Annotated in this window: 11 protein-coding genes; 9 read left to right on the top strand and 2 right to left on the bottom strand. The window is 65.4% G+C overall.

The window, feature by feature from the left end:
- Window positions 1–558: 558 nt before the first annotated feature.
- From ACXAJT_RS27050 to ACXAJT_RS27010, 9 genes are all read left to right on the top strand, one after another.
- The gene (locus ACXAJT_RS27050) at window positions 559–2523 is read left to right on the top strand and encodes an AMP-binding protein (protein ID WP_475241952.1); all 1965 of its coding nucleotides are present in this window, start codon (window positions 559–561) and stop codon (window positions 2521–2523) included.
- A 50-nt stretch (window positions 2524–2573) separates the two neighbouring features.
- Window positions 2574–3395 (top strand): ABC transporter ATP-binding protein, encoded by an 822-nt coding sequence (locus ACXAJT_RS27045; RefSeq protein ID WP_475241950.1) that lies wholly within the window; start codon window positions 2574–2576, stop codon window positions 3393–3395.
- 85 nt (window positions 3396–3480) lie between these two features.
- A complete protein-coding gene (locus ACXAJT_RS27040) occupies window positions 3481–4434 on the top strand; it encodes a branched-chain amino acid ABC transporter permease (RefSeq protein WP_475241948.1) in 954 nt (317 codons plus the stop codon).
- Between the two features lie 152 nt (window positions 4435–4586).
- Window positions 4587–4829 carry a hypothetical protein gene (locus tag ACXAJT_RS27035; protein ID WP_475241946.1) on the top strand — a complete coding sequence of 81 codons (243 nt, stop codon included), beginning with the start codon at window positions 4587–4589 and terminating at the stop codon, window positions 4827–4829.
- A 142-nt stretch (window positions 4830–4971) separates the two neighbouring features.
- Window positions 4972–6048 carry a branched-chain amino acid ABC transporter permease gene (locus ACXAJT_RS27030; protein ID WP_475241943.1) on the top strand — a complete coding sequence of 359 codons (1077 nt, stop codon included), beginning with the start codon at window positions 4972–4974 and terminating at the stop codon, window positions 6046–6048.
- Between the two features lie 55 nt (window positions 6049–6103).
- Window positions 6104–7408, top strand: coding sequence for an ABC transporter substrate-binding protein (locus ACXAJT_RS27025; protein ID WP_475241940.1), 1305 nt, complete (start codon window positions 6104–6106; stop codon window positions 7406–7408).
- A 65-nt stretch (window positions 7409–7473) separates the two neighbouring features.
- Window positions 7474–8328, top strand: a complete 855-nt coding sequence (locus ACXAJT_RS27020) for an ABC transporter ATP-binding protein (protein WP_475241937.1) — start codon at window positions 7474–7476, stop codon at window positions 8326–8328.
- Entirely contained in the window at window positions 8329–8916 is a 588-nt protein-coding gene (gene thpR / locus ACXAJT_RS27015; RefSeq protein WP_475241935.1) for an RNA 2',3'-cyclic phosphodiesterase, read from the top strand.
- 13 nt (window positions 8917–8929) lie between these two features.
- Window positions 8930–10150 carry a phenylacetate--CoA ligase family protein gene (locus ACXAJT_RS27010; protein WP_475241933.1) on the top strand — a complete coding sequence of 407 codons (1221 nt, stop codon included), beginning with the start codon at window positions 8930–8932 and terminating at the stop codon, window positions 10148–10150.
- A gap of 7 nt (window positions 10151–10157) precedes the next feature.
- Here ACXAJT_RS27010 and ACXAJT_RS27005 read toward each other — a convergent pair whose 3' ends face one another.
- The gene (locus ACXAJT_RS27005; RefSeq protein WP_475241930.1) at window positions 10158–11351 is read right to left on the bottom strand and encodes a class I SAM-dependent methyltransferase; all 1194 of its coding nucleotides are present in this window, start codon (window positions 11349–11351) and stop codon (window positions 10158–10160) included.
- 80 nt (window positions 11352–11431) lie between these two features.
- Window positions 11432–11734: a DnaJ family domain-containing protein gene (locus ACXAJT_RS27000; protein WP_475241927.1), complete on the bottom strand. Its 303-nt coding sequence runs from the start codon at window positions 11732–11734 to the stop codon at window positions 11432–11434.
- Between the last annotated feature and the right edge of the window lie 301 nt (window positions 11735–12035).

Below are 12035 nucleotides of genomic sequence, written 5' to 3'. Positions count from 1 at the left end.
CGCCAAACCTAGTAAAATCCACACAAACATAACCGTATCTCTCAAAAACGATCCTCCCAAAAATACCGAAACCGATGCGCCAGACTGGTCGCCTCGCGTCCAGCGAACGCCGTCCTCGATGCAGGGCGCGCGTGCTGAGCGTCCATCGCGTCCGCAGGGCCCTCATCCATAACGAGCGCCTGCAGGGGGGCGCACTGCCCCTCTACGCCGGGCCAGCAGAACTCGAATTGTCCGGCTCTGACTGAGGAGGCGGAAGCCCAACATCTGTGTCTTCGAGGCGCAGATAATCGGGGTGATCAAAGACAGGGGAGGGGCACATGCCAAGGCTCTTTCGGCTTTGCGGCGTTCGCGGGGTGCCGAGCATTATGCAGAGGACGACCTCTGATAGAATTCGTTAGATTCAGGTAAAGATCACGAAAGGATTGACGCTCACCGTGGGCGGGTCCCTTAATGGGGCGGACTCGCGACATGCGCGTCCCGTGCTGCGGAGGAGGTGGCGCGGGAAGGCCGGAAAACCGGACCGCATCGGGAGCCATGGGAGGAGACAATTTGGCTTATATGTCCGAGGGCGCAGAGGGTCTGCGCTCCGTTCCGGCCCTGTTGCGGCGCAATGCGCGGCAGCATGCAGGCCGTCCCGCCTATCGGGAGAAAGAATTCGGCATCTGGCAAAGCTGGAACTGGGCCGAAACGCACGAAGAGATCGAGGCCTTTGCACTGGGGCTGCTGAACCTCGGCGTGGCGCCGGGGGATCATGTGGCGGTGATCGGGCGGAACCGTCCGACGCTCTACTGGTCGATGGTCGCGGCGCAGATGGCGGGCGCCGTGCCGGTGCCGCTCTATCAGGATGCGGTGGCGGAAGAGATGGAATACGTGCTGCAGCACTGCGGCGCGCGCTTCGTCATCGCGGCAGATCAGGAGCAGGTCGACAAGGTCATCGAGATTCAGGACGACCTGCACCAGTTCGAGCACATGATCTATGTCGATCCGCGCGGCATGCGGAAATACGACCACCGGGCGCTGCACGAATACAGCCACGTGCAGAATCAAGGGCGGGCGGCGCGTGACGAGCTGATCGGCGAGCTGGAGAGGCGACGCGACGCGCTTGGTTATGACGACACCTGCGTGATGCTTTACACCTCGGGCACCACCGGCAAGCCCAAGGGTGTGGTGTTGTCCAACCGCAATATCATCGAGACCGCCAAATCCTCGTCCGAGTTCGATCACCTGACGCCGGGCGAGGAGGTTCTGGCCTATCTGCCGATGGCCTGGGTGGGGGATTTCATCTTTTCCATCGGTCAGGCCTATTGGAACGGGTTCTGCGTGAACTGCCCCGAGTCCGCCGACACGATGATGACCGACCTGCGCGAGATCGCGCCGAGCTATTACTTCGCGCCGCCGCGGGTGTTCGAGACGCAACTGACGCAGATCATGATCCGCATGGAGGATGCCGGGGCACTCAAGCGCAGACTTTTCCACCATTTTCTCGGCCACGCAAAGGTCGTGGGGCCCAAGGTGCTCGACGGCAAGCCGGTGGGGATGATCGACCGGCTGCGATATGCGCTTGGCGAGATCATGATTTACGGGCCTCTGAAGAACGCGCTCGGGTTTTCCCGCGTGCGCGTCGGATACACCGCCGGCGAGGCGATCGGACCGGAGATCTTCGATTTCTACAGGGCACTTGGCATCAACCTCAAGCAGCTCTACGGCCAGACCGAGGCGTCGGTGTTCATCACCCAGCAGCCGGACAACGAGGTGCGCCCGGACACCGTTGGCGTGCCGTCACCGGGGGTGGAGATCCGTATCGCCGAGAATGGCGAGGTGTTCTACCGATCGCCGGGCGTCTTCGTCGAATACTATCAAAACCCCGACAGCACTGCCGGGACCAAGGATGCCGAGGGCTGGGTGGCCACGGGCGATGCGGGCTTTATCGAAGAGGCGACCGGCCACCTGCGGATCATCGACCGCGCCAAGGACGTGGGCAAGATGGCGGATGGCGCACTCTTTGCGCCGAAATACGTGGAGAACAAGCTCAAGTTCTATCCCAACATCCTCGAGGCGGTGGTCTTCGGCAATGGCCGCGATCGCTGTACCGCCTTCATCAACATCGATCTGACGGCGGTGGGGAACTGGGCCGAGCGCAACAACATCGCCTACGGCTCTTATCAGGAACTGGCCGGTCATCCGCAGGTGCTGGAGATGATCCAGAACCATGTGGAGGAGGTGAATGCCAGCGTGGCCGAGGATGAGATGCTCTCGGGCTGCCAGATCCACCGTTTCCTCGTGCTGCACAAAGAACTGGACGCCGACGATGGCGAACTGACCCGCACCCGCAAGGTGCGCCGCAACATCATCGCCGAGAAATACGCCGATCTGCTGGGCGCGCTCTACGACGGCTCGGACAGCATCTACACCGAGACCGAGGTCACCTACGAGGACGGACGCAAGGGGCGGATCAAGGCGACGCTGGCGATCCGTGACGCGCAGGTGGTGCCGGCGGCACCGAAACCGATGGCGGCGGAATGATGGACGGGTCGGGTCTGAGTATTTCAGGGAAAGATGAAAGGCGGGGTGCCGTGAAAGATGCCAGCAAAGAGGTGGGCTACGTCACCGAGGATGGGCGGCAGATCGGCGGAACGCTGATGGAGCTGCGCAATATTACCCTTAAGTTTGGTGGGGTTGTGGCGATCAAGGATATCTCTTTCGACATTCGCGAAGGGGAAATCCGGGCCATCATCGGCCCCAACGGGGCGGGCAAATCCTCGATGCTCAACATCATCTCGGGCTTCTACACGCCCTCGGAGGGCGAGCTTTGGTACAAAGGCGCGAAGCGCCCGCCGATGAAACCCTACGAGGTGGCGCGGCTGGGGGTGGCGCGGACATTCCAGAACATCGCGCTGTTCGAGGGGATGACGGTGCTCGACAACGTCATGACCGGGCGTCTGACCAAGATGAAGGCCGGCATTGCCAGCCAGGCGATCTGGTGGGGCAAGGCCCGCAATGAAGAGATCGCGAACAGAGAAGTCGTTGAGAAGGTTATCGATTTTCTTGAGATCCAGAACATCCGCAAGACCCCGGTGGGGCGGCTGCCCTATGGCCTGAAGAAGCGCGTGGAACTGGCGCGGGCGCTGGCGGCGGAGCCGTCGCTGCTGCTGCTCGATGAGCCGATGGCGGGGATGAACGTCGAAGAAAAAGAGGACATGAGCCGTTTCATCCTCGACGTGAACGACGAGTTCGGCACCACCATCTGCCTGATCGAGCACGACATGGGCGTGGTCATGGACCTGTCGGATCGCGTGGTCGTCATGGACTACGGCAAGAAGATCGGGGACGGCCCGCCGGGCGAGGTGCGGCAGAACCAAGAGGTGATCGACGCCTATCTGGGCGTGGCCCATTGAGCGTCCGAGGGGAGGGGGCACACGCCATGCACATCGCATGCACAATCCATGCATATGATCCGCGCATCCCGGCAGGAGGAGCGACATGCTGAAAGACATCTTCATCACGCCGTTTGCCGATATGATCGAGGCACCGGACTTTCTGATGCAGGTGCTGTGGGAGGGGCTGGTTTCCGGCATCCTCTACGCGCTGATCGCGCTTGGCTTCGTGCTGATCTTCCGCAGCTCGCGCATCTTCAACTTTGCGCAGGGCATCATGGTGGTCTTTGCGGCGCTGACGCTGGTTGGTCTGCACGCCATGGGCATCCCGGCGTGGATCAGCGTGGTGCTGACGCTGGGCGTGATGTTCGTGCTGGCGGTCAGCATCGAGCGGGTGGTGCTGCGCCCGCTGGTCGGGCAACCGGACATCATCCTGTTCATGGCCACCATCGGCATCACGCTGTTCCTGATCGGCCTTGGCGAGATCATCTTCGGCGGCGAGAACAAGGTGATGATCACCGAAGAGCTGGGCATCCCGACGGACTCGGTGCTGCTCGAACCCTTCGGCGGGCTGCTGATCCTTGAGCAGAAGGACATCACCGCGGTGATCGTCGCGGCGCTGCTGGTCGTCGGCCTGCTGCTGTTTCTTGGCAAGACCCGCATGGGCCGCGCCATCCGCGCGCTTGGCGACGACCATCAGGCGGCGCTGTCCGTCGGCATCTCGCTGCAGACCATCTGGGTGCTGGTGTGGTTCATCGCGGGCATCATCGCGCTGGTCACCGGCATCGCCTGGGGCGCGCGCGCAGGCGTCAGCTTTGCGCTGGAGGTGATCGCCTACAAGGCGTTGCCGGTGCTGATGCTGGGCGGATTGGAAAGCATCACCGGGGCGATCATCGGCGGGCTGATGATCGGCATGCTGGAAAAGCTCTTCGAGATCTACTGGGGCCAGCCGCTGATGGGCGGCAATACCGAGACGTGGTTCGCCTTCGTGCTGGCGCTGATCGTGCTGCTGTTCCGCCCGCAGGGGCTGTTCGGAGAGCGCATCATCGAAAGGGTTTAGGGATGCTCCCGTTGGGGACTGCCACATGTGGAGCCTCTGGCGGGAGTATTTTGGGAAAGATGAAAGCATTGCTGCTTTGGCCCGGCGGATCGCGGGCGGTAAGCCGGGATGCGTATTTGCGGATTAATGAAAGGCGAGGGGAGGACGGCGAGATGGCGAAACTTGTGGCGATCCTGAACGTGGTGGCCTGGGCCGGTTTCTGGGCCTTCGGATACCTCGCGCTGACCGGCGGAGAAGGCCGCGCGCTGGCGGCGCTGCTGCTGGCGGCGGCGGGCGGCGGGGCCGGGCTCTGGGCGTGGTTCTGGCTGGTGCGGCACTCGGAAGCGACAGGCTACGCGCCCACGCCGAAGCGGGCTTACCCCGACGAAGCGCACGGGCCGGGCGTGACCGGCTGAGACTGGTAGGGCCGCGGCGGGGGAGGAGGAGCCCCGGCCCGGCCGGAACGCAGCGCCCGCTAGGGATGGGCGCGTCGAGATGAGACACGCGTCACACGCGTGAGGGAGCGGCGCCACGGTGCGCCGGGAGAGGGAGAAACGGATGCTCTATCGCACGGCGGGGCAATTCAAGACGAGCTACAAGTCGGACATGGCGCTGTTCCCGGTCCGTCAGGACGCGGTGCTGCTGATGGTGATCCTCGGCTTTGCATGGGTGGTCTTTCCGCTCACGGCCAGCGAGTTCGCCTTTCAGACGCTTTTGATCCCGATCCTGATCTATGCGCTGGCGGCGCAGGGGCTGAACATCCTCACCGGCTATGCGGGGCAACTGAGCCTTGGCACCGCTGCCTTCATGGGGGTGGGGGCTTACGCCTGCTACAAGCTGGTGACGCTGTTTCCGTGGATGAACCCGATCATCGCTATCCTGCTGTCGGGCGTGTTCAGCGCCGGGGTGGGCGTGGCCTTCGGCATTCCCAGCTTGCGCATCAAGGGGTTCTATCTGGCCATTGCCACGCTGGCGGCGCAGTTCTTCCTTGTCTGGCTGTTCGAGAAATGGGGCTGGCTCTACAACTACAATGCCTCGGGCGCGATTCAGGTGCCGAACCTCGAGATGTTCGGGGTCTATGTCGCCGGGCCGCAGGCAAGTTCGATTGTGCAGTATTACGTGGTGCTGGTGGTGGTCACGCTGATGACGGTGGCCTGCATCAATCTCACCCGCGGCAACCTCGGGCGCAGCTGGAAGGCGACGCGCGACATGGACATCGCCGCCGAGCTGATCGGCATCAACCTGATGCGCTCGAAGCTCACCGCCTTCGCCGTCTCGTCCTATGTGGTGGGGGTCGCCGGCGCGCTGTTCGTCTTCATGTGGCGCGGCGCGGCGGAGCCCAACCTCTTCGACATTCCGCTGAGCTTCCGAATCCTTTTCATCGCCATCATCGGCGGGCTGGGATCGATCCTCGGCAATTATCTGGGCGCGATCCTCATCGTCGGCCTGCCGGTGGTGCTGAACACGCTGCCCGAGGCGCTGGGACTGCCGATCAGTTCGGCCACAGTCGAACATTTGAACATCATGATCGTCGGGGCGCTCATCGTCTTTTTCCTGATCATCGAGCCGCATGGTCTGGCCCGTCTCTGGGCGTTGATCCGGGAGAAGCTGATCATCTGGCCGTTCCCGCACTGAGGAGGCGCGGGCCCGGCTTTTCACATCATCGAAGGTCTTTGGGAGGAGATACAGGATGACAAAACTGACAAAACTGGCAGGTGCCGCGGCGCTCGGGGCCCTGATGGCCGGGTCGATCGCGGGGAGCGCGATGGCCGAGGGGCTGTTCACGCCGAACCTCGCCTACCGCACCGGGCCGTTTGCCGCGACCGGCATCCCGCTGATGAACGGGCAGAAAGACTACATGGAGCTGATGAACGCCCGCGACGGCGGCATTGGCGGCATCGCCATCGACTTCGACGAATGCGAGACCGGCTATTCCACCGAGAAGGGCGTCGAGTGCTACGAGAAGACCAAGGGCAAGGCGATCGTCACCCAGCCCTGGTCCACCGGCATCACGCTGCAGGTGCTGCCGAAGACCAATGTCGACGAGATCCCCATCCTCGCGCCCGGCTACGGCTTTTCGCCGATGGCCGACGGCAAGGTGTTTCAATGGGCGTTCAACACGCCGCTGAGCTATTGGGACGGGGCGTCGATCCTGGTCAAATATCTTGGCGAGCAGGGCGATCTGAGCGGCAAGAAGATCGCCTTCCTGCACCTCGACCACCCGTTCGGCAAAGAGCCGCTGCCCTATCTTGAGGCCGCCTCCGAGGCGCAGGGCTTTGAGCTGGTGCCGATCCCGGTGGGCCTGAAGGAGATGCAGAACCAGTCGGCGCAATGGCTGCAGATCCGCCGCGAGCGTCCCGACTACGTGATCATGTGGGGCTGGGGCGCGATGAACGCCGGCGCCATCACCGAGGCGGTGAAGACCAAGTTCCCAATGGAGAATATGCTGGGGGTCTGGTGGGCCGGGCATGACGCCGACCTCAAGATCGTCGGCGAGGACGGCAAGGGCTACAAGTCCGTCAGTTGGTCCTTCCCCAACCCCGAGGCGCCGATCATGGCCGACCTGCAGGAATATGTGGTCGAGCCGGGCAACACCCAGAGCAACCCCGAGGAAATGTCGGGCGTGTTCTATTCGCGCGGTCTGGTGATCTCGATGATCCTCGGTGAGGGCATCCGGGTGGCGCAGGAGCACGCGGGCACGGCCGAGATCACCCCGGCCGATCTGCGCTGGGGGCTGGAGAACCTCGACATCACCGAAGAGCGGCTGGAAGAGCTGGGGATGACCGGCATGGTGCCGCCGTTCAGCACCTCTTGCGACAACCACACCGGGCACTCGGGCGGCTGGATCCTCGAGTGGGACGGCGAGAAGTTCGTCAAGGCCTCGGACCTGATCATGCCCGACAGCGAGACCATCGCCCCGCTCGAGCAGAAAGCGGCGATGGACTACGCCGAGGCCAACCAGCCTTGGCCGGTGAACGAGGATTGCGACGGCTGAGCTGACCTTCCGGCGGCGGCGCTGCTGTCGCCGCCGGGTTTCGCGTATTTGGAAAAGAGAAGAAGATGCTGGACTCTGTGCAGACGGGCGAGACCTCTTCCCCCAGCGGGGCGGCGCGCGAGACGCTGCTGGAGGTCAATAATATCGAGGTGATCTACAACCACGTGATCCTCGTGCTGAAGGGCGTGTCGCTGAAAGTGCCGCAGGGCGGGATCACCGCGCTGCTGGGCGGCAATGGCGCGGGCAAGACGACCACGCTGAAAGCGATCTCCAACCTGCTGCACTCGGAGCGCGGCGAGGTCACCAAGGGCACGATCTCCTATCGCGGCGAGCGGGTGCAGGACCTGGACCCGGCGGCGCTGGTCAAGCGCGGGGTGATCCAGGTGATGGAAGGGCGGCACTGTTTCGAGCACCTGACGGTGGAAGAGAACCTGATGACCGGCGCCTTCACCCGGCGCGACGGCAAGGCCGCGGTGCAGCGCGATCTCGAGATGGTCTATGAGTATTTCCCCCGTCTCAAGGAGCGGCGGAAAAGTCAGGCCGGCTATACCTCGGGCGGCGAGCAGCAGATGTGCGCCATCGGGCGGGCGCTGATGAGCCGACCGAAGATGATCTTGCTCGACGAGCCCTCGATGGGACTGGCGCCGCAGCTGGTCGAGCAGATCTTTCAGATCGTGAAGGCGGTGAACGAGGGCGAGGGCGTGTCGTTCCTGCTGGCCGAGCAGAACACCAATGTGGCGCTGCGCTATGCCCATGAGGGCTACATCCTCGAGAACGGTCGCGTGGTGATGGACGGCCCGGCGCAGGCGCTGCGCGAGAATCCGGACGTGAAGGAGTTCTACCTCGGCATGTCGGACGAAGGGCGCAAGTCGTTCCGCGACGTGCGCTCCTACCGCCGCCGCAAGCGGTGGCTAGCGTGAATGCGTGCCTTCCTCGCGCTGCCTTTGCCCGAGGCGCTGACCGCGCCGCTGCTTGCGGTGCAGGAAGCGGTGCCGCTGGGTCGTGCGGTGCCCGAGGAGAACCTGCATGTGACGCTGGCGTTTCTTGGCGAGGTGGACGAGGCGGCGCTGCACGAGCTGCATCTGGAACTGGAAGGCGCGGCTCTGCCGGGTTGCCGTCTGCAGGTCGCGGGGCTGGAGAGTTTCGGCGGGCGGGTGCCCAAGCTGCTGGCCGCGGCGCTGCGGCCCGAGCCGGGATTGCTGGAGCTGCAGGCGCGCGTGGCGCGGGCGTGCAGGGTGGCGGGGCTGACGCTGGAGCGGCGGCGCTTTCGCCCGCATGTGACCTTGCTGCGCTTTGGCGCGGGGCTGCGCGGCGACGGCATCGCGCGGCTTGAAAGGGCGGTGGCCGGGCTTGCGGGTCTTGCCAGCGAGAGCGAGGCGGCCGGGGAGTTGCGGCTCGTCGCCTCGACGCTGACCCCCGAGGGGGCGCTTTACGAGACATTGGCGGCATATCCGCTGCCACCGCCTTCCGGTGCCGCCGGGAGCGGAATGGACAGGACTGGGCTGTGAGAAGGAGGCTCGGATGAGCAGTTACTACGACGATCTGGAGACCCGCAGCGCCGCGGCACGCGCCGCCGCGCTGGCCGAGGCTCTGCCGGCGCAGATCGCCCGCGCGCAGGCGCTGCCGGGCTACGCCGCGCGCCTCGACGGGATCGACGCGGGCAGCATCACCGATCCGGCCGCGCTGGCCGCTCTGCCTGTGCTGCGCAAATCCGATCTGGGGCAGGCGCAGGCCGGGGCGGCCCCTTTCGGCGGGTTCACCACGCGGCCCGCGTCGGGCTTTGCGCATGTGTTCCAATCGCCGGGGCCGATCTACGAGCCGGGCGGCACCGAGCATGACTGGTGGCGGCTGGGCCGCTTCCTGCATGCCGCGGGCATCGGCATCGGCGACATCGTGCAGAACTGTTTTGGCTATCACCTGACGCCCGCCGGGATGATCTTTGAAAGCGGCGCGCGGGCGGTGGGGGCGGCGGTGCTGCCCGCCGGCACCGGGCAGACCGAACTGCAGGTGCGCGCCGCCGCCGATGTCGGCGTGACCGCCTATGCGGGCACTCCGGACTACCTGAAGGTCATCCTCGAGAAGGCCGATGCGATGGGCGTCGAGCTGGCGATCCGCAAGGCGGCGGTGTCGGGCGGCGCGCTCTTCCCCTCGCTGCGCGCCTTTTATGCCGAGCGCGGCATCAGCTGTCTGCAGTGCTATGCCACCGCCGATCTGGGGATGATCGCCTATGAGACCCCAAGCATGGACGGCATGGTGGTGGACGAGCGGGTGATCGTCGAGATTGTCACGCCCGGCACCGGCGATCCGGTGCCCGAGGGGGAGGTCGGCGAAGTGGTGGTGACCACGCTCAACCCCGACTATCCGCTGATCCGCTTTGCCACAGGCGACATGTCAGCGGTGCTGCCCGGGGTGAGCCCCTGCGGGCGTAGCAATATGCGGATCAAGGGCTGGATGGGCCGCGCCGATCAGACCACCAAGATCAAGGGCATGTTCGTGCGGCCCGAGCAGGTGGCGGCGCTGGTGGCGCGTCACGCCGAGATCGACCGCGCCCGCGTCGTGGCCAGCCGCGAGGGCGAGATGGACGTGATGACCGTGCGGATCGAAACCTCCGGCAGCGATGCCGACGCCTACGCGGGCAGCGTGGCGGAGGTGCTGAAGCTCAAGGGCAAGGTCGAGCTTGTGGCGCCGGGCGCTCTGCCGCGCGACGGCGTGGTGATCGAGGATACCCGCAGCTACGAGTGAGCGGGCCTCAGCGCAGCAGCGACGAGTAGAGCAGCAGGCCCCATGGCTCGAGCGCCTTGTGGACTTGTGCCCAGGCGGTGCCGAAGGTGATCGGGTCGAGCCGCGCCGCCTGCGCGATCTGCGACAGGCTGCGGCGTCCGTCGATCGCGGCAAGCGCCGCTGCCGCGCCTTTCGGCAGGGTCAGCGTGGTCTCAATACCTCCAAGTTTCACCGGCAGCGGCCTGCCCTGCGCCACGGCCTTGGCCAGAGGCGCGCGCTGCACGCCGCGCAGGTGTGGCACCAGCGCGCGATTGGAAGGGCTCGCACGGGTCTCGCCGGTCTCGGCTGGCACCGCATAGGCGGTGTGCATACGGATGGTGCCGCGCAGCTTTTCGGCCAGCGCCATCTGCGTGGCGGGCGGCATGCCTTCGGGCACCTGCGTGATTTGCGCCAGATCGTAGAGCGCTGGCGTGGTGAACCCGGCGAGGCGCCAGCCGGTGGTGTGCAGCGTGTCCAGCAGTTCCGGCACCGCATAGCTGCGGTCCTGTCCGTGTAGCAGCAGATCGTAGAACCCCGCGTCCGACGCGTGGTGATCGCCGAGGTTGCGGTTGGCGGCAAACGGGTGGCCTTCGGGCAGCGCGGCGACGATATGTTGCGCTTCGGCGAGGCGCTGCGCCGGGCTCAGCCCCTCGAAAAGCGCGCCGAAGGCCTCCTGCAGCGGGTAGACGCCGGAGCGGCCATAGGGCGCGTAGACCATGAAACCAAGGCCCCCGCCGGGCGCGAGCGCCGCGCGCAGGGCGCGGAACCCGGCCTCGGGGTCGGGCAAGTGGTGCAGCACGCCGCAGCAGTCGATGTAGTCGAACTGGCCAAACTCTGGCGCGTCGAGCAGGCTGGCGGTGTGGAAGGTGATGCTGGTGAGGCCGCGCCGCGCCGCCCGCGCCTCGGCGATGGCGCGCGAGGCGGTGGAAAGGTCGAGATAGGTGATCTCATGCGGTTTGCCGGCCTTGTCGAGCAGCGTGGCGAGCTGGATCAGACCGTCGCCGGTGCCGCCCCCGGCGACCAGAACCCGCAGCGGCTTTGACCAGTCGCGGGCGCCCTGCCAGAGCCAATGGTCCATCTCCAGCGGGTGCGAGGGCGAGCCGGTGATCAGCCGCGTGTCTTCATCGGCAGGATCGCGTTCGGGGTAGGGGTAGCTCTCGTATTGCTCTTTGACCGTGACCATCCGCCTGTCCCTTCTTGCCCGCGCGGCGTCTGGCCCGCGGCTGTGCAAGTTCTCGCATGCGGGCGGGGAAAGGCCAAGCCTCAGCGCGGCTTGCGGGCGATCTCGAACCGGGTTTCGAGCAGCGCCAGGTCGCGGATCATCCGGCGGCGCTCATCGCGGTCGGCGGTCTCGCTCAGGTCTTCGCGCAGGGCGGAGATCTGGCGGCTGAGCGCCACGGCCTCCGGCACCGCGCCGTTGTCCTTGAGAATGCGGGTCATCGCCGCGTTCTCGGGATCGTCGCAGGCAGGCAGGGGCTTGCCGGCGCCGGGCAGATTGTCGAAGGCGCCCTCTGCTTCGGCCTTGGCGATGCGGGCATTGATGAGATCGATGAGCGGGTGGTCCATGGCGCGGCCTGTGAGGTGGGTCTGCGGGCACCATAGCCCGGCGTGGCGCGAGGGTCACGGGGGGAAGAGAGGGGGCGCTGCCCCCTCGCCGCTGCGCGGCTCACCCCGCGGCGTATTTGGAAAGAGAAGAAGGCGGGCCCTTGTTCTTCTCTTTGAAAATACGCCGGGGGTCCGGGGGCTGGCCCCCGGGAGGTCCTGGGGTCGGCGGGCCAAACACCGGGTGGGGATCCAAGAAAGTCACCCAGGAACTTTTTGAAATATGCCACAATGCCCTCGACGTTCTTTCGCTTCCCTCGAACGA

The sequence above is a fragment of the Salipiger sp. ABF4_146 genome (assembly GCF_056161345.1).
This window is presented reverse-complemented; position numbering and strand designations above follow the sequence as displayed.